Source organism: Vibrio sp. FE10, from assembly GCF_030297155.1.
In the GTDB taxonomy this organism is placed as follows: domain Bacteria; phylum Pseudomonadota; class Gammaproteobacteria; order Enterobacterales; family Vibrionaceae; genus Vibrio; species Vibrio apostichopi.
The window spans coordinates 1,505,941-1,524,668 of record NZ_AP028068.1 but is presented as its reverse complement, the minus strand read 5'-3'; the positions used below and the strand labels follow the sequence as shown (position 1 = coordinate 1,524,668).

Annotated in this window: 19 protein-coding genes; 4 read left to right on the top strand and 15 right to left on the bottom strand. The window is 43.1% G+C overall.

All coding sequences use genetic code 11. From position 1 onward, the window contains the following. Positions 1-50: 50 nt before the first annotated feature. Positions 51-428, bottom strand: coding sequence for a DoxX family protein (locus QUF19_RS23715; protein WP_286300298.1), 378 nt, complete (start codon positions 426-428; stop codon positions 51-53). A 102-nt stretch (positions 429-530) separates the two neighbouring features. On the opposite strand from QUF19_RS23715, the gene QUF19_RS23710 reads away from it, so the two are divergent. Then, positions 531-1,427 carry a LysR family transcriptional regulator gene (locus QUF19_RS23710; protein ID WP_286300296.1) on the top strand — a complete coding sequence of 299 codons (897 nt, stop codon included), beginning with the start codon at positions 531-533 and terminating at the stop codon, positions 1,425-1,427. A 78-nt stretch (positions 1,428-1,505) separates the two neighbouring features. Here QUF19_RS23710 and QUF19_RS23705 read toward each other — a convergent pair whose 3' ends face one another. From QUF19_RS23705 to QUF19_RS23695, 3 genes are all read right to left on the bottom strand, one after another. Continuing rightward, entirely contained in the window at positions 1,506-1,799 is a 294-nt protein-coding gene (locus tag QUF19_RS23705; RefSeq protein WP_017085602.1) for a YkgJ family cysteine cluster protein, read from the bottom strand. A 167-nt stretch (positions 1,800-1,966) separates the two neighbouring features. Beyond that, on the bottom strand, positions 1,967-3,151 hold the full coding sequence (locus QUF19_RS23700; RefSeq protein ID WP_017108079.1) for a D-alanyl-D-alanine carboxypeptidase family protein: 1,185 nt from the start codon (positions 3,149-3,151) through the stop codon (positions 1,967-1,969). Between the two features lie 172 nt (positions 3,152-3,323). Continuing rightward, entirely contained in the window at positions 3,324-3,920 is a 597-nt protein-coding gene (locus tag QUF19_RS23695) for a DUF4136 domain-containing protein (RefSeq protein ID WP_286300288.1), read from the bottom strand. Positions 3,921-4,188: 268 nt separating this feature from the next. On the opposite strand from QUF19_RS23695, the gene QUF19_RS23690 reads away from it, so the two are divergent. Then, positions 4,189-4,443 carry a YgjV family protein gene (locus QUF19_RS23690; protein WP_017068159.1) on the top strand — a complete coding sequence of 85 codons (255 nt, stop codon included), beginning with the start codon at positions 4,189-4,191 and terminating at the stop codon, positions 4,441-4,443. Positions 4,444-4,602: 159 nt separating this feature from the next. On the opposite strand, the gene QUF19_RS23685 is transcribed toward QUF19_RS23690, so the two are convergent. Together QUF19_RS23685 and QUF19_RS23680 are read right to left on the bottom strand one after the other, a co-directional pair. Then, positions 4,603-6,066 (bottom strand): sensor domain-containing diguanylate cyclase, encoded by a 1,464-nt coding sequence (locus tag QUF19_RS23685; protein ID WP_286300278.1) that lies wholly within the window; start codon positions 6,064-6,066, stop codon positions 4,603-4,605. Positions 6,067-6,340: 274 nt separating this feature from the next. Then, positions 6,341-9,508, bottom strand: a complete 3,168-nt coding sequence (locus QUF19_RS23680; RefSeq protein ID WP_286300276.1) for a chitinase C-terminal domain-containing protein — start codon at positions 9,506-9,508, stop codon at positions 6,341-6,343. A gap of 450 nt (positions 9,509-9,958) precedes the next feature. Between QUF19_RS23680 and QUF19_RS23675 the strand changes: the two genes are divergently transcribed. Beyond that, positions 9,959-11,545 carry a BCCT family transporter gene (locus QUF19_RS23675; RefSeq protein ID WP_102435685.1) on the top strand — a complete coding sequence of 529 codons (1,587 nt, stop codon included), beginning with the start codon at positions 9,959-9,961 and terminating at the stop codon, positions 11,543-11,545. A 152-nt stretch (positions 11,546-11,697) separates the two neighbouring features. Here QUF19_RS23675 and QUF19_RS23670 read toward each other — a convergent pair whose 3' ends face one another. Beyond that, entirely contained in the window at positions 11,698-12,060 is a 363-nt protein-coding gene (locus QUF19_RS23670; protein WP_017632780.1) for a RidA family protein, read from the bottom strand. Positions 12,061-12,172: 112 nt separating this feature from the next. Then, on the bottom strand, positions 12,173-12,937 hold the full coding sequence (locus QUF19_RS23665; RefSeq protein WP_353505935.1) for a PhzF family phenazine biosynthesis protein: 765 nt from the start codon (positions 12,935-12,937) through the stop codon (positions 12,173-12,175). A 196-nt stretch (positions 12,938-13,133) separates the two neighbouring features. Between QUF19_RS23665 and QUF19_RS23660 the strand changes: the two genes are divergently transcribed. Next, a complete protein-coding gene (locus QUF19_RS23660; protein WP_102361708.1) occupies positions 13,134-13,580 on the top strand; it encodes a DUF417 family protein in 447 nt (148 codons plus the stop codon). A 168-nt stretch (positions 13,581-13,748) separates the two neighbouring features. On the opposite strand, the gene QUF19_RS23655 is transcribed toward QUF19_RS23660, so the two are convergent. From QUF19_RS23655 to QUF19_RS23625, 7 genes are all read right to left on the bottom strand, one after another. Next, positions 13,749-14,501: an alpha/beta hydrolase gene (locus tag QUF19_RS23655; protein ID WP_286300268.1), complete on the bottom strand. Its 753-nt coding sequence runs from the start codon at positions 14,499-14,501 to the stop codon at positions 13,749-13,751. A gap of 267 nt (positions 14,502-14,768) precedes the next feature. After that, positions 14,769-15,287, bottom strand: coding sequence for a GNAT family N-acetyltransferase (locus tag QUF19_RS23650; RefSeq protein ID WP_286300267.1), 519 nt, complete (start codon positions 15,285-15,287; stop codon positions 14,769-14,771). Between the two features lie 70 nt (positions 15,288-15,357). Next, positions 15,358-15,822, bottom strand: coding sequence for an acyltransferase (locus QUF19_RS23645; protein WP_286300265.1), 465 nt, complete (start codon positions 15,820-15,822; stop codon positions 15,358-15,360). A 113-nt stretch (positions 15,823-15,935) separates the two neighbouring features. After that, positions 15,936-16,085, bottom strand: a complete 150-nt coding sequence (locus tag QUF19_RS23640) for a hypothetical protein (RefSeq protein ID WP_198595857.1) — start codon at positions 16,083-16,085, stop codon at positions 15,936-15,938. 145 nt (positions 16,086-16,230) lie between these two features. Continuing rightward, positions 16,231-16,746: a GNAT family N-acetyltransferase gene (locus tag QUF19_RS23635; protein ID WP_286300261.1), complete on the bottom strand. Its 516-nt coding sequence runs from the start codon at positions 16,744-16,746 to the stop codon at positions 16,231-16,233. Between the two features lie 30 nt (positions 16,747-16,776). Then, positions 16,777-17,133 carry a hypothetical protein gene (locus QUF19_RS23630; RefSeq protein ID WP_286300259.1) on the bottom strand — a complete coding sequence of 119 codons (357 nt, stop codon included), beginning with the start codon at positions 17,131-17,133 and terminating at the stop codon, positions 16,777-16,779. A 226-nt stretch (positions 17,134-17,359) separates the two neighbouring features. After that, positions 17,360-18,607, bottom strand: a complete 1,248-nt coding sequence (locus QUF19_RS23625) for a RidA family protein (RefSeq protein WP_286300258.1) — start codon at positions 18,605-18,607, stop codon at positions 17,360-17,362. Between the last annotated feature and the right edge of the window lie 121 nt (positions 18,608-18,728).

The following is an 18,728-nucleotide window of genomic DNA, read 5'->3' as shown; positions in this document are numbered from 1 at the left end:
CCCTCGAGCTTCGTCCGAAAAACCAAAACATTAGTACCAGAAATCTAATACTAAAAATCTAATACTAAAAGGCTCGAACACAACAAAGTGACCATCGCGGGAATACCATCTTTCCAAGTATCAAAGCGGAAGTGGAAATAAAGCGCCCCTATCGAAGTCGCACCCAATATTGCACCACCCATCAATTGAGTCTGTTCTGATGACACACCACACAAGGCCAAAATCAAAAGAACAGCCCCAGTAAACTCGACTAACCCAACCAGAAACATCAGCATTCGATTCAAGCCATAGCTTTTGAAGAAACCAAGCTGGATTTCAAAGACCTTCTTTTGCCAACCAAGCGTCTTAATTGAACTCGCTAACAAAAAAAACAACACCATTAATATGCTTATTACTGTACTCATTTCGTCACCTTTCTTAATAATCATGCGTCAATGAGACTATTTAATCATTCATAATTAAGATGATAAATGCTAGTTTAATGATAGCTAAGATTCCAAACTGGAATAGATAAACATAAGGTGGGTAGGATGGATAAGATTGAGTGTATTCGTATCTTTGTGGAAACTGCGCAACTTAACAGCTTCACCGCAACCGCCAATAAGTTAAACATGACACAAGGTGCGGTTAGTAAGAAGATCGCATGGTTAGAAAGTGACTTAGGGATGACTCTGTTTCAACGAAACAGCCGCAAGATATCGCTCACTCATGTAGGAAAAGACTACCTAGAATATTGCTCTCGTTTACTCGAAGAGATGTCTGCCATAGAAAGCAGGCTCAAGCGTGAGACAGAATCCGTAGAAGGCGAGCTTAAGATATCTGCGCCAAGTACCTTTTCATCGATGTTACTCAGTGAGCCGCTTCAAGCTTTCATTGAACAGCACCCAGGTATCCGCATTAATCTCAGTGTCGACGACCGTATTGTTAACCTCAATGAACACAATATAGATGTCGCCATTCGAGCATCACAACTCGAAGATTCAGGGTTAAAAGCTCGCTTTCTTTTCAACAATAAAGTTCAGTACTTTGCATCGCTCGATTACTTAAAAAATCACGGAAAACCTAAACATCCGCAAGATCTTAGCCAACATAAGTGCTTAACTTATTCTCTGATGAATCCAGCAAACGAATGGCGTTTCACAGACAAAGATCGCCAAAGCACCAGCGTGAAAGTAAACCAAAATTTTACGTCAGACAGTCCAGAAATGTTACTTAAGATGGCTAGACAGGGTTTAGGTGTGGTTGCTTTACCGGATTGGATGGGCAAAGAGTTTGTAGAGGCTGGAGAATTAACACAGTTATTAGAAGATTGGAGCAATGACGACTTGCCTATGTACGCGGTGTACCATGCAAGTGATTATTTGCCCCAAAGAATTCGAGTATTTATCGATTTTATTGCGGAGTGTTTAAGTTCTACAAACAATTAAAGCTCAACCAGAAAGCAATCGATCAATCAATAAGTCATCAAGCCTCTATAAGCGACCAATCAAACATTAAGGTGGTACTTAACCCATCACATCTGTACGTTGCTCGACGCATTCGAAAGAGCCCATTTCGAACTCACGACAGATCCAAGGTCGGTTTTCGTAGATCGTACACATCAGTGTTTCTCTATCAACGGCCGAACACCAGCCGTCGTCTAATCTCAGCATGGTCTCGCCGCCCCATTCGTCATACGCAATATGCTCTTCAGGAACGCCGGTATCTGTGATGATCATAACCTCTAAACGACAACAGCATGCCTGACAATTGGCACATGTTACTTCGGGTTCGGTTACGTTCTTTATCTCTATGGTCATAAGTGACTACACTGCTAAATTTTGCGTATAGTAATCGAAACCGCTCGCTACGGCTAATAAAGAAAGCGAGAGGCACCGTTTTCAGGCGGGTAAAAATAACAATAGGCGTTGTGATTTGCTCACAACGCCTATTAAGTTCTCTCGTTTTAGCTGAATAACGACTCTATTTAGAATAGGCTCGCGAAGAACAATTTAATGTAGTCCATCAGACGTTTGAATATACCACCTTGTTCAACAGCCTCTAGCGCAATCAATGGTTGAGTTTGAACATCTTCACCATCGACAGTGTAGTGAACCACACCTAGAGTTTGGCCTTCTGCAATCGGCGCCTTTAACTCAGAATCAAGTTCAATCGATGCCGTTAGCTTTTTACTGTCTGACTTAGGCAAAGTGATGAACGTATCTTCCGCAACACCCAGCTTCAACGTGTCTTGTTCACCAAACCAAACCTTCTCTTCCGCCACTTGATCGCCGCCTTGATGTGGGTTTAGTGTGTCGAAGAAGCGGAAGCCGTAACTTAATAGCTGTTTACTGTCTGATTCGCGGCTCTTAACGCTCGATGCGCCCATAACCACTGCGATCAGTCTCATTTCACCCTGTGTTGCCGAACTCGCTAAGCTGTAGCCTGCGCCAGATGTGTAACCGGTTTTCATGCCATCAACGGTTAGGCTTCTATCACGTAGCAAGCCATTGCGGTTGTGCTGTGTGATGCCGTTATAGCTAAACGAGCGCTCGCTGTATAAACCATATACATCTGGCAGGTCACGAATAATTGCGCGGCCAAGTAATGCGATATCGTAAGGGGTCGAATATAAGTCTTCGGCGTCTAGGCCATGTGCGTTAGCAAAGTGGGTATTTTCTAGTTTTAAAGACGTTGCCCAAGAGTTCATCAAATCAACAAAGGCGTCTTGCGAACCGGCTACGTGTTCTGCAATCGCAACACTAGCATCGTTACCTGATTGAATGATCAAACCACGGTAAAGATCCATCATCGCCACGTCGGTGTTCACTTCAATGAACATCTTCGATGAATCTGGGAATTTTTTCGCCCAAGCATTCTCACTGATTCTTACTTGATCATCAGCAGAGATGTTGCCTCGCTTCATCTCCTGTCCGGCTACATAGCTGGTCATCAGTTTGGTTAAGCTTGCTGGGTTTAATTTAGTGTGTGCGTTTTTTTCGACTAGCACATCACCAGAATTAAAGTCGATTAACACATACCCTTTCGCACCTAAGCTAGGTGGAGTTGGTACTATAGAAGGTGCCGCGATAGCTGCATTACTAACCATCGCTGCGTTACTTACAATGAATATACTTAATAGAGGGAGAGAGTATTTGGAGAACAGTTTCATTGAATCAAACCTAAGTTAACGTTTTGTCCAGTATAGACAAATGCTAGCAAAAGGAGCGCTAACTTTACGTTGCTTTACGCAAATGTACCTTTAGTTACAAATAAAAAAGTATAATCTGCGATCTGTCCATTTTTTAAACAAGTAATATTGACTCAATGAATATGTTTGACGTTTAGTTTGAACGTTGTGGCATGTGTCTAAATAGCATCTCAACAAAGCCCGAAATACGTTGTTTGCTTTCACCTGTTCCCAGTTTCGGTTGAATACCAGATTGCGCTAGTGCCCGCCACTGTATCACTTCTGAATTCGGCACCGAGAACACAATGTACAGTGAACCTTTTTCGGCCAATTTACCTTTGCCATCATAGAATGGAACACCAGTAGAAAGCTGAACCGCATCAAAAATCGAATTATCATTGAGCTCTGATTCTTCAGCTAAGCCGAAACCAACCACCACATCGCCAATACCGCCTCCCTGCTCTAGGCTATATCCTTTCGCAGACAATTGATCTTCAATCGCGTCACGCACCATATCGGTCACTACAGTTTCATCGTATTTTTGCGAGAGGTATACCTGTTCCGAGCGCGGGTGCCATGAGTATGTCTTCACCCCATTTTTCATGAATTCGAAGTCACCACTGGTCACCACACCATAGTCATGTACTGTTGGCTGTTCTTGTGTCGTACAAGCAGTCAGTCCAACTGCCATTAACACCAATAGAGCGGCTTTTTTTATGCTTTTTGTTGCACAAATGGAACGTTTTATCATTCGTGGCGTCCTTTCCTATATAAGAATAACTATCAATTCAACCTCCAACATAATTAGTAATTATGTTAATAGAAAGGTCATTAAACGTTTGCGTAATCGCTAACCTTCACTTCTGCCAGTTTTGGGGGTTTAATCACAAAAACAGAGTTGGTATAGTTTACCCCGTTAAACAAAACCAGACCATTCGGGGCACGGAGCTTCCTCAATCATCTCATGAAGAGAAGAATTGGTACCGACAAAGTATCGGCAAATTTAAGAGGGTCACACAATGGAATTCAATATGGTTGAAATTTTAGGTTACGCTGCGTCTATTATGGTCGCAATTTCATTAACAATGAAAGACATCGTTCGTCTGCGTGTCCTTAACTTTATTGGCTGTGCTCTCTTCACAGCATACGGCATCATGATTGATGCATGGCCAGTTGCAGCCACCAACGGCTTTATCGCTTGTGTAAACATCTACTTCCTTGCAAAAATGCAAAAGGAAAAAAAAACGGAAGCGATGAAAGCAGCGAAAGCATAAATTAGCGATTCGCATTTCAAATAATTCTGAAAAAGCCCAAACGGTTCCTCTCGTTCTAATAATGAACAGAAGCACAGTTTGGGCTTTTTTCTATCTGTCGTTTTATAAGGTGCTTTCAAGGTGGCCGACTTACTTCAACGCGACACCGTTGAAAGTGAATCAGGTATACGCAATGCGATATTCATTCTCACGATACATCTGAGTATTATTGCGACCACTCTCTTTAGCTTGGTAAAGCGCTTTATCGGCTTTTTCGATTGTACCTTCTATCTGAAACAACACCTGAGCGTAGCAACAACCCGCACTCACCGTCACAGGTGATACCAAACCTTCTATCTGCTCAACCCTGTGTCTCAACGCTTCTGATAATTCAAACAACTGAAGCTCATCACAATCAAAGGTAACCAGAATAAACTCTTCTCCGCCATAACGAGCAATCAAGCGATGACTATTTGTGAACTGCTTTAAGGTTTTTGCGACGGCACAAATTACGCTGTCACCCTGCGCGTGTCCGTGTAGGTCGTTCACCGACTTGAAATGATCAATATCCAGCAAAATCACACCTACGCCTTGCAAAGGGTAAGGTGAGTTATCCGATATTCTCAGCTTTATCTGTTCAATAAAACTGCGTCGGCTATGAAGCCCTGTTAGATAATCAAGGCTTGCCACATCTAAGATCTTTAAATGACGATGCCGCAGGTAAAGCACCAGAACAACAATGATACTCAGCAGACTGACGACCAACGTCATCAAGCTTGCAAGCAGCAAACTGTGGTTTTTGTTGAGCTCTTGTTCCAAGACTCCCGCCGAAATCACCCAATTCAGATACGGATAAAACTTGTAGAAGATGTTTTTACTTGTCGTGCCGTCTTCTGTAGAGATTGAGTAACTGAAGTGGCCTTCGGGCTCAGCGACGACTTTATCGATAAGCAACTCTGAAGAATCATCAATCAAAGCTTTTAAGTGCTCATGTTCAAAGTTGGGTTGTAGGACTAACTCGCCGCGTAAATCAACGATATACACATAGCCACTATCGCCATACGAGTACTTTCTCAGCTTGTCTTTCAGCGCTTCGAGATCAACCAAATACATCAGCTCATCTTTATAAGTGGTCGCCACCAATGTATTACCACTCGGTAACCTCACCGAGTACGCGACCTTCGCACGCTTGCCGACTTCATGTGGATTAGCGTGCGAGTACTGGGTCATTCCAGACTGTAAGCTCAGTTGTTGTTGAATATGGGTTAAATGCGCGCGATTTTGCCCTTGTAAAAACGGGTGATACAGATGAATTCCTTGGGGTGACATCAGATAGACATAACCAGACTCTCCAATCACCAATTCGTTGGCAATTCGGATGACTTCTTCGACTTCTTGTTCTGGAGTTACACGCAGTGTGTGAGAGGCGACGGTATCAGTCACACCTTTGAGATAGGTTTTGATCGCTTCGTTAACTGTGGTGTCCACGATGTCGTAACTCGCGTTCACAATCGTACGAAAGAAAAATTGGTTGGATTCTAATAGTGATTCTTTCGTTCGGTTGAATTGAACAGCAGAGAGGATCAGAGAAACTACGGCCAGCACAATTGAGAAACTAAGAATGTATTTACGTCTGACTTTCAAGATTACCCCATAGCTTTCTAATTTTAGGTAACGCTATTTTTTTGTTATAGGCAGACTGTTTTATATCATACTTATCTTTTTTACTGAACGAGTGTCGATATTCTGAGAGGTTTCTATACGCAATCTGTGACTTATAGCAAAAACGCCGAACTGGATTCAGTTCGGCGTTTTAATTTTACGCTTCAGTTATGCATTTAAATCAAACTAAGATACTGATAAATAAACTTAAAATTATTCGCATTCGTTATCTATAAATACATGACCTAGCGTTAGATTAAGAACAAACCTGAGTCCAACTACCATCACTACCTGGTTCAGAACTTGTCCACCAGTTTGCTTGGTAAATACTGCCGTTGTGAACCACTTGGTCCCCTGTGTTTGCATGGCTTGGATTACCTGCCCAATCTTTCTGAGGTAAGTCTGGGTAAACCGCTAAACCAGCTGTATCACATGTACCTGGGTTTGTACCACCATCGCCAGGGTTACCGCCACCAGTGCTGATATCACCTAAAGGTAGGTCTGGTTGCTCAAAGCTAAAGGCATAATCGACACCATTCACGCTCACTGCATAGTTAGCAGGGCCCGAGATTGGCAAGTAATACACCATATCTAGCTCATACACACCACCCGCTGGAAGCTCTTCCCATGTAGGCAAAGTAAACGCCACTCGGTGCATGGTTCCATCTAATCCACCAATGTTATCTGCACGAGTATGACCCGAAGCAATCACAGTTAAACCACCACCCGATTGATCTTTCGCGTTATCAGGTGCTGACACTGGGATGTCAAACTGGAACTCGGTACCACCCGGAAGTGCTTGACCTGTGTTGTTTGTAAACGTGATCTTAGGATTGATTGGGTAGTTTTGGTCACCGACTTTGAAACCACCAACTGAAACCGTAATATCTAATGCTTCTGTCGGGATAGCGCCCGTCGCCACTTTGTTTCCATATGGAGTCGCAGACTTAAACTTATCGTAGATAGCTTTCGTCATGGTGTTACCCATGTGGAACTCACCGTTACCGCTATTACACGCTTGTTCGGTCGTATCGATTGAAGTTCGGTTGCCATTCGCATCGAGTACATAACAGTTATAATCCCCTGCTAGCTCCCAGAACATGATGCCGCCGATCTCTTTGTCGATAACGTAGTCTGCTTTCACATCAATAGACTGTTTGTCTTCCGTTGAAAGGAATACGCCCTTCTCTGCATTCCACAACCAAGGAGCAACCGCCACGCTGTCATAGTTACGCGTGTAAGTACCAGCTAAAACATCCGATGGATCGTTCACAGGATCAAGCTTGTAAGCCTCAGCGTAAGAACCCCAAATACCTTTCTCTAGGTTCTTAGCGTGCCACATTGGGTTAGAGCCAGCGCCCATTTCGTTGCCCTTCGGATCGGTATCGTGCCACATGTTGTCGATACCAATGGCGCCATGACCACAATTGTTTTTCTCGCCTTCACCTGTCCCAGCTGAACATTCAGCTTGGTTTGGAAGTGCAGCTCGGCCCCAAAGACCATTTTCGCCACCTGTCACACCTTGCCAACCACGAGTGTAGTAAGGCACACCGATGTTAATACGACCTGCTGGCATAGAACCACGGAAGTAATGGTAAGCCCAATCCGTGTTCAGATAACCGATTCCACCGTAAGCCGCAGTGCCGTAAACGTTCCACTGTGCTAACTCTGAATCTTTACCTGTATCAAACAATGCAGCGTTATGACCAACGTGATCGTTCCACGCACCGTGAAGGTCATAAGACATAATGTTTACGTAATCGAGGTATTTGGTGACATCGAATGTTTCCATACCGCGCAGTAGGTAACCAGAAGAAGGCGCCGCGATAGTTAACATGTAGTGATTGCCATCTTGCGCAGAGGCTGCATCAAGCTTCTCACGCAACACTTTCATCAACACTTGGTACGAAGCCCATAGATATTGACGACGTGGCTCCATAAAGTCTTTATCGTATGGATTACCTGCGCCCGCCATTGAGGTTGGGTATTCGTAATCGATATCTAGACCATCGAATTGGTACTTACGAAGCATCTCAACCGCGGAAGTCGCGAATGTTTCGATACCTTGATGGTTGATAGAGCCGTCAGCATTGGTTGTCATGGTATAGAAACCACCATCAGCCACTCGGCTGCCATCAGTCGCAAAGTGACCACCGGTTTCAGCCCAACCACCAATAGAGATTAACGTTTTAACGCCATGTTTTTTCTTCGCTGTCGCTAACGCACCAAAGTGACCTTTGAAGCCTAATTCAGGATCAACTTCCACGCCCGGCCATTCTTTACTCACCGCTGCGTTATTTGGATCGTTTACGTCACCCACATTTACTTTGCCATCTGAGCCAATGCTCACGAAAGCGTAGTTAATGTGTGTAAGTTGTTCCCAAGGAATATCATTTACTAAGTAAGCGGCTTGTGGGTCATCCCCTGCACGCCAGCTTGTGAAGTAACCAATCACACGACGTGGGTGATCCGCGCCCATCTTCTCACGGCCTTCATCATCGTAAATCGTACAGTAAGGTACATCGACACCTTGAGTTTGATACAAGCCATCAGGACGACATGTGCTCACTGTCGCTGCGCCATTTACTGTCAAAGAAGCCAGTGCTGAATCAGCCGCAGCGCCTTGGTTGTCGGTCGCTTTCGCGTAAACTGCTAAAGAGCCTGCTTGAGTCGTTGTGTAGTCTAGTGTGTATGGGCTTGTCGCTGCTGTACCCACAAGGGCACCTGCTACGTAGAAATCAACCTTATCGACAGTGCCATCGCTGTCTGCTGCCATTGCTGTAAAGGTAACTACACCACCAACATCCACAGACGTCGCTGAAAGGGCGACTGAAACTGTCGGCGCTTCATTCCCTGGCTGTGCTGAATCAACAGATACAGAAACCGCTCTTGCAACACTCGCTGCGCCTTCATTGTCCGTTGCAACAACTGAAACTTGATGGTTGCCAGACGTTGCAGACCAAGCTGCTTCGAATGGTGCCGATGTCACCACCGCGACCGAAGCACCATCGACAAAAAATTCTACAGAAGCAACATTTCCATCAGCGTCCAGTGCTGTTGCGCTTAATACGACGTTGTCACCTTCAACAATCACATCTGACGCCGTTGGTGCTGTTAACGAAGCCGTTGGTGCTTCATTTGGTGTACCACCGCCTCCATTGCCGCTACACACATCTAGCTTTTTCCACTGTGCATAGTCACCTTCAAATTGGCTCGGGTTGTTGTTTTGATTCCAGTAATTTGCTGAGTACGCGCTGCCGTCATGTGAAACCTGATCACCACCGGTGTATACCGTGGCAGAGTCCCACGCTTCCAACGTTGAACAATCAACAGCCGCATAACTGTTGAACGCCATCAAGCATGACGCGGTGAGAGTACTGAGTGTAAAAACCTTCTTGGCCACTCTTCCTTGGTTTAGGTGCATGTTAGCTATCCCTTAAGTTGTTGTTTCAAGATGTTTAATTTAAATGGCACTTTTCTCACCACTTAAATCTCTTCGCAAAACAACTGTAGGTAACAGCGCCAATTAAACACCTAAAATATTCAGTATTTATAAAATGACTCGCATTAATTTGTTTATAGCATGCAATGAGTCGACACTTATTTTGCACCAACAACTAATATTAATTTATTTCGGAAAGCTAAAAAATAATGTCTCAAAAATCAGAAATGTGACTCAGCGTTGAGAAAAAATTCGCATTAAAACTAACCAAAAAGTAGAGATTTATAGATGATTTGGGTTTCTTTTGGGAATTCGCCCACTTTTTGATAACAAATGTGTTAGTATCTGCGGCTTTTTTGACGAACCTCACATTTCTATGCAAGTGTGGGAGAAATACATAGGCTTGAAAGAGCCAAATATAGCGAAGAAATAATGTCCAACTTGACGCAAGTCGCCAACGAAAACATCAACGCAGAATCTACTTCTATCGATTTCAACAAAGCTCAATCTTTGGGTGAAAAACTGGAACTCGGAAACCCAGTCTTTTGGCTTAGTGGCAGTTTTTTAACCCTCTTTGTCATCCTCGCTTTCACCAACACCTCCGTGTTGTCCGAACTTGTTAACATCGGCTTTAGTTACTCAACTAAGTGGTTCGGTGCTTTCTGGCAAGTCCTACTACTACTCAACTTCATTATCGGCTTAGTGCTTGCACTAGGGCGCACAGGCCACGTTCGTTTAGGAACGCTTGCCCTCCCTGAAATGACCACCTTTAAATGGATGTCTATCGTCCTATGTACGCTGCTAGCCGGCGGTGGTGTATTCTGGGCAGCGGCAGAACCTATTGCTCACTTTGTTTCGGCTCCGCCACTTTATGGCAATGCTGACCCACAAGCGATGGCGTTCAACGCCCTATCACAATCTTTCATGCACTGGGGTTTCCTTGCATGGGCAATCTTAGGTGGTTTGTCTTCTATCGTGTTAATGCACCTGCATTACGACAAAGGCCTTCCTCTTAAGCCTCGTACTCTGCTTTACCCAGTACTTGGCGACAAAGCAATTAATAGCTGGATTGGTAACGTAGTCGACGCATGCAGCATCGTCGCTGTAGCCGCGGGTACTATCGGCCCTATTGGTTTCCTTGGACTACAAATCAGCTACGCTCTGAGCGAACTGTTTGGTATTTCAGACAGCTTCGCGACTCAAAGTGTTGTTATCGTATTTGCTATCGCAATGTACACGCTGTCTGCATTAAGTGGCGTGAACAAGGGCATCCAGCTAGTTAGCCGCTACAACATCATCTTGTCTGTATGCTTAATCGGCTACATCCTGTTAGTAGGCCCAACGAGCTTCATTATTGATGGCTACCTACAAGGCATGGGCGAAATGGTTGATAACTTCATCCCTATGGCGCTTTACCGCCAAGATACAGCGTGGCTAGGTGGCTGGACGGTATTCTTCTGGGGTTGGTTCTTAGGCTATGGTCCGATGATGGCAATCTTCATTGCTCGTATCTCACGTGGCCGTACCATTCGCCAGATGATCGTTTCTATCAGCATCGTTGCACCGCTTGTAACTTGTTTCTGGTTCAGCATCGTTGGTGGTAGTGGTTTAGCGTTTGAATTAGAGAACCCAGGCGTGATTTCTAGTGCGTTTGAAGGCTTTAACCTTCCAGCGGTTCTTCTAGCAATTACAGCGCAACTGCCGTTTCCAACTCTGCTGGCGATTCTGTTCCTTATCCTAACAACCACGTTCATCGTGACGACAGGTGACTCAATGACCTACACAATCAGTGTAGTAATGACAGGCACAACAGAGCCGAACGCAGCAGTACGTACCTTCTGGGGTATCATCATGGGTGCGGTAGCCATTGCACTTATCTCAATGGGCTCTGGCGGCATCTCTGCTCTACAGTCGTTCATTGTGATCACCGCTGTTCCTGTCTCGTTCATCTTGTTGCCGTGTTTATGGCATGCTCCGAAGATTGCGAAACAGATGGCAAGAGATCAAGGCATCGCTTAATACCTAATCCGATTTAGTTTCGGGTAGCGTGAAAAACGAAAAAGCCACTCAAGTGATTCACCTGAGTGGCTTTGTTTTACCTGTTCGCTGTCTAATTGATTAACTGATTAGCGCTTATATCGACTAATGCTTATTTCTACCGATATTTCGGCTTATTGAAACTTTTCACCCGCAGCAACCATAAACGACATCTCAACCAACAGCTCTGGGTTGGCCAGTTCAGCTTTCACACATGCACGGCTTGGTGCGCTACCTTCAGGGAACCACGAGTCCCACACTTCATTCAGTGCATCGAAGTTAGCGAAATCTGTTAGGTAAATAGTTACCGACAATACGCGAGATTTATCGCTGTCGACCAAGCTCATCATTTCTTCAGCTTGATCAAAAATTTGTTGAACCTGACTCTTAATTCCTGCCGATGTATCCGTCTCTGGTACTTCAACAAAACTTGCGATGCCATTAAATACAGTTACATCAGACCAACGCTTGGTCGGATTAATTCTATGAATTTTCACAGGCGATTCTCTTCTTATAATTAGGATTTATGTCAGCGTAATCTAATCCAAATTCCTAATATTGAAAACAAAAATTAGAAAGCTCTATCTCTCCAGTGAGATCACCATTCTGTTATGGACGGCGCTCAACTCGTGCCAACACCGCAATTGAAGAGTCTGTCTTTCTCTCAACTTCAAAACAACCGCCAGAGCTTGAAAGCTGACGAACCGAAAGTTTATCTTTCCCTAACTTATCAAACCAATATGGAGCCAGTGAACATTGTGCCGAACCTGTCGCTAAATCCTCCGAAATACCGATTTTCGGCGCAAAATAGCGCAGAACATAACTGTCATCTGAGCTTTTAGCTGTCACCATCACTGCATGCAGATCTTTAATTTTTTTATATAATTCAAAGTCAGGCGAAAAATTCTTTACGGCTTCCTCTGAATCCAAAATTAGCACTAAATCTCTCGTAGAAAAAGCTTCGATAACAGGTTGATTCAAAGCCGCTAAATCAATAGGAACATCTCTTACCTGCGAGTAAGATTTACCCTTCCAGCTTGGCAGTTCTATTTGAGATAAGCCTTCTTTTCTAGAGATCACGACCTGTCCATAATCACTATTTAGGGTAACCTCATTGAACTTATACTTTTCGATCAAACTAGTGCCTGCAGCCAGACTACCATGACCACAAAGGTTTATCTCACCATCTAAGGCGAACCAACGAATATCGAAATCATTTTCTGATTTCACGACGAAAGCAGTGATTGGCAATGCCAGTTGATGCGTTACTTCTAGTAATTCCGAGTCGGCTAACCATTGGCCAAGTTCTACGACCCCACACGGGTTACCTTTCGCTGACTCCCCACCAAATACATCATATATAAACGCTTTGATAACCTATCTCCTTATTCTGTCATCTAAAGCTCTCATTCAAAGCTCTAGTTTCATTTTCTTTACATAAATCATTAGCATAAGGAATGCCAAAAGTGCCAAGGTTTATGATTCATTTTATAAACTAATACTCTCACAGCGAAATTAATTTTGCACTAGTGCGGTCATATTCAGGGATTTTATTAAATGGAGTACTTTTATGCATGTTCAAACCTATGATTTAAAACAGAGTAATGTGGGATATAACCTTGGAGTGGTTGGCGTAGCATTGGTGCTCGCTTGGATTGGTATTTATAAGTTTACGCCAACCGAAGCGATGCTCATTGAACCGCTAATCGCAAATCATCCTGCCATGAACTGGCTTTACAATCTGTTCTCAGTACAAGCTGTGTCTAACATGGTGGGTGGCGCGGAGATCATTGTCGCGATTGGATTGATCGTTGGATTTAAGAAGCCGACAGTCGCATTCTATTCAGGCATTGCAGCAGCGGCTATCTTTGTTGTGACACTCAGCTTCCTGATTACAACGCCAAATGCTTGGAAAGTATCGGATGGCATCTTAGTCACTAACTTCTTCCTAGTGAAAGATATCCTGTTTTTGGCTATCGCGATTAGCGTAATCGAACGAAACAAACCTCAGAAGTAACCGTAAATCTATAAGTGGCCGTAACTAGAAGTAACCTTAAACCTTGAAATAAAAAGACTCGAAGCTGGCTAGAAGGACACTGCCAGCTTCTAATATATAAGTCGATAATCGATTAAGTCGGTCGTCTATTCCAAATACGGATATCACGCCCTAATAAATTAAATATTTCTACTCAACTTTTACTCTCAACTCTTCGCACGCTAGACCATCCAAAAAACCGATAATAATGTCATTCGTACTTTGCTTCGCCAGATTAGAGCCATAATCACTTAAATCCATGTGTTTAGAGTCTGGGATCTCAACAACACAACTACCATATTGCTTCTGCTCTGATTCAGTCGGTAGTACACCCTCTTTAGTAGGGTATTCAGTTGCTCGAATGGAAAGCACTCGGATATTTTCACTTTTAGGTAATGTGACTCGTTTATGGTCGAGCGTAATTAACTGAGAAACATAGCTTTTATTTTCGTTACTCAACCATGTAGAAATATCGCCACCGTTCGAGTGTCCAACTAAGGTTAACTTGTCAAAATCATAAGCAGGAAAACGACTCGCTAGCTCATGTTGAAGTGCATTGAGAGTCTCTGCCCCTCGCGTCCAATTTTCAATTCGTGTTTTATACAAGTCACCAGTCTTCGATAAAGGAGGATCGCTTGGCAGTTCGTGATCAACATAGACGGTCATGTAGCCCCTATCGTTGAGCATTTCTCCAACAAAACTATATTTAGTGAATGGAACTCGATTACCCGCACTGATAAAAGCTACGTCACACTGTTCTGTTGTTGTACAACTGTCAGAATCCTGCGGCAAAACAACTTCTATTGGGATAGAGCGATCTCTTGCCGAATCAACAATGACCATGGACTGCGCTGTCGCAGAAAGAGATAAGGCACCTAAGCAAACACCTATTAAATACTTCATATAACACCATGTAATACATACAAAAAAGATAGACAGGTTAACGATCGAGTCTATCTTGTTAGAATCTGGCTAATATTAGTCGCACTGATACGTATAACAAGAGAGATATGAATAAATCACGTAGAATTAACAAGTTAGAGCGATAAGTGAGCACTAAACTTTGAGTATCAAAAGTATAAAAGAAGACTCAGGTAGAAGTTAGATACGCACAACGACAAACCAAGTAATTCCTTATATGAGGATAGAATCGGCATTGATAGCATTCACTTAAGCAGATAACGCCTTTCGATAATAATGAGCATCTTGATCCTTCCCTTTGAACACGGCGTAACTTTCAACGCGCTCAACTAAGTCAAAACCGGCCTTGGATAATATTTTATTTGAGCCAACATTACCCACTAACGCATAGGCATCAACGTATTTAAGGGAAGAGTGCTCAGCCAAGTAGATAAGTAACTTCCTCACCGCGTTGGACGCAATACCTTTAGAACCATATGCGTGACCCACTCGATAACCTAGTTCTCCACTTTCAGCGTTCTGGTCGATATCACGAACGTTGATTCGCCCACAAATAGTGCCATTAGCGTCTTTGATCAACATAGGAATCATCTCGCCATTGTCATACTCAGTTAGAAAGCTCGTGACTTGCTCGGCAACACCCGCATTTGAATAAAAACGGTCTTCTCTAGCTGGCACAAATTGCTCAAACCACTCTCTATTTTCGACTTCAAACTCCAATAAAGTACTGACATCGCTTGGGTGAAGTAAGTGTAAAAATATATCCATAATCAATACTCTGATGCTTATCTAAAAAGCCGCACCTTATGATTCATACATTTCAACTTGTCTTCTGAATCTAAGGTAAGTCTCTTAACTTCTTAGCAGGGTTACCTGCATAGATACCTTTCTCGGTGATGTCTTTTGTTACAACACTACCTGCACCAATAACCGCCCCTTCGCAAATGCTGACAGACAATACTGTCGCATTGGAACCGATGGTAACGTTATTTGCTATAACCGTGCGTCCCCAATTGTCTGGGTTTGGATCTGGCTTACCCTCTTTGAACAAGTCATTTGCGAACATCACACCGTGGCCTACGAAGCAGTCACTTCCGATAGTCACATACTCGCAAATAAAGGTATGAGACTGGATCTTACTTCTCTCGCCTATCACGGAGTTCTTTTGAATCTCGACAAAGGGGCCAACGAACACGTCATCTTTAAGCTCACAACCATAAACATTGCTTGGCTCTATGATAGTGACATTCTCACCACTGGTAATATCAGTAATCTGGGCCTTTAAAACTCTAGGACTTGCCATACTTCCTCTCGATATTGGCGTCATAATTCAACATAAGCAATTGTGCCGTATGCATTAAAACGCATCAAATAGAGATGTTGAGAGTTGGTAATGGATCAAAAATTCTGCATAAATTAAAACAAGCCAACCAGCACGACTGACAACAGTATTCCTCCGATAAAACTTGGGGCATGAAATGGGCGAGCTTTAGATTTTACGTACTCTTTCTCAAGGTCTTCTTGATAAGTTTTGACGGCAAGTTCTTTTACGTAGTTGTTTTGCATAATAAGCTCCTTTTCAATGAGTAAGAGAAGCTTAAGACTTGAAGTTAGGTTGAGGTAAAGTGAAAATTAAAATTAATTGAACACTTTATTTCGCTCAACCTTCTAATGTTTGTAAGTGTAGAAATGTAAACGACAGACAAGAAGATTAGAGCAAAGAGCGATATACGCACAACTCACGCTCTCGACCATGAATTTTACGTACCTGTTTCTCAATGAACTCGACACCGAGCTTTCGGATAACTGACTCTGAGCGTTTGTTTTCAGACAAGTGCATCACTTCCAGTTCTGTCAGTCCCAAGTGAGCTTTGCTGTATTCCACTAGAGCAGAAGATGCTTCATACGCGATGCCCTGCCCCCAAAACGGAACACCAAGCCAATAACCAAGAATACCAACGCCACCGACTAAACTAGGAAAGCTGACCGCACCGATGATCTCGTCGTTTCCTTTAAGGGTTATCGCGTAAATCACACCCTTTCCTTCATTAAAGAAAAATTCGTGCGTGTTAATCCATTCAACTGCCATGTTTGGTTGATAAGGATGAGGGATGTTAGCCGTCATATCTGCAAACACTTTGTCACCCGCTAATTCAGCGACGCGTTGACTGTCACTCAACTTAAACGACCTTAAGATTAATCGCTCTGTGATAATGTTCTGCTGCATAACCTTTCCCTCATCTATGGTCTCATACGGCTATTCGATAATGACCCTGAAGACATCGTTATTCACACCGCCAACATCCACTAACTCTCCCGGCTTCATAACAAGCGAGGCGTTTAGTTGTCGTGTTGAACGCGGCTCTTTCGTTTCTCGAATCACGAGTATATCGACGAAGTAGCCAGAATCTTGCTTTCGTATTGCCCCTGAAAAAGTCACGCTTTCAACCCTATCCGCGAGCACTGAACTAAATGTTTTGTCTTCTAAAACACCCGAAGAGATCGACGTATCACCATAAAAAAGAGTGATAGATTTTGGGTCAGGACCTAACTCAGGTTTAGATGAACAACCCATCAAGGCTAGGCAAAGCATTAAAATAACTCGAAATTGCATAAATTGGTTTTCTTACGTGAAGCGTCTGTTTTTCATATTAAAACACTTCGCATCAGTAAACACCATATGTCGGGCAGAAGCTTGTTTAGAGTGAGTGGTATAGCGAGACTTAATGATGGGGGTTACGTCTTGGGGTAGAGTTCGCGAATCAGAGAATAGGCTCTGGTTCCTGGTTAGGAACTAGAGCCTGAATTTAATCGCTTTTATCGAAGGGGGTTCAATGGTTCTAAGCAACTACGTCTTGTGGAGGTGTGCCTTCGCAGTTAGAAACAACGGCATCAATCTGTATTAGAGCATTCATAGGAATTTCTGAAACTCCTACTACCGTTCTTGCCGGTAAATCTGCGTTAAAGAATGTGGTATAAATCTCGTTCACCACATCAATATCTGAAACATCTTTAAGCTGAATATTAATTTTCACCGTATCGTCCATGCTGTGGTCAACACTTTCGATTATCGCCTTAATATTTTGTAGGCACTGTTCAGCTTGTTCTTTTATACCACCAGCAACCACTTCATTGGTTTTCGGATCTACAGGTAGTTGACCAGAAATATGATTGTAGTGAGAGAAAGCAACGGTGTGCGAATAAGGCATGAATGGTGCAGCACTAGTATTATTGGTTTCAATAACCAGTAAACGAGTGTCTTCTGGCAGTTGTGGCGGTGTACCGTCGCCATGTGAAACGGATGTATCGATTTGAATTAAAGCGCCCATTGGTAGTTCAGCGGCATTAACAACCGTTCGCGCTGGTACATAACTTGGGAAGAACTTAGTGCAAACTTCATTTACCTTTTCTGCATCTTCAATATTCTTAAGGTAAATAGTGGTTTTAACCACATCATTCATAACATGACCGATGCTCTCTAGAATCGTTTTAATATTTGCTAAACATTGTGTCGTTTGTTCTGTGATACCGCCTGAAACCAAGTCACCTGTATTTACATCGATAGGCAATTGAGCCGAAAGGTTGTTGTAGTGAGAAAAAGCCGCAGTCTGGGTCGATACAGCACTTTGAGGCGCGTTATCTGTATTTCTTGATACCTTAACTAGCGCGCAAGGTGCTTGTGGTTTAGTGCCTTCGCCGTTTGAAATAAGCGCATCCATTTGAACTAAAGCGTCACTGTTCGGTAGCGCAGCTACGCCCACGACTGTGCGTGTAGGGAGGCTGTTTTGGAAGAAGCTTTTGTAAACTTCATCAATAGCATCGATATCAGAAATATTCTTAACGAAAACATTAATCTTCACCACATCATCCATAACATGGTCGATGCTTTCAACAATAGCCTTAATATTATTTAAGCATTGTGCAGCTTGGTCTTTAATATCACCAATCACAACTTCACCTGTTTTAGGATCGACAGGTAATTGAGCTGAAAAGTTATTATAATGAGAAAAAGCGACCGTTTGTGTAGATACAGAATTTATTGGTGCGTTTTCAGTATTTCTTGAAATTTTAATGATATCGCTACTCATCGGAATTATCCTTTTAATAATATAGGAATACGATTGTTAAATTTAAATTTAAATTTAACAATCGTATTAGAAAGAATGATTAAAGTAGCGCCATGTTAAGTGAATTATTTTAGGGTAAACG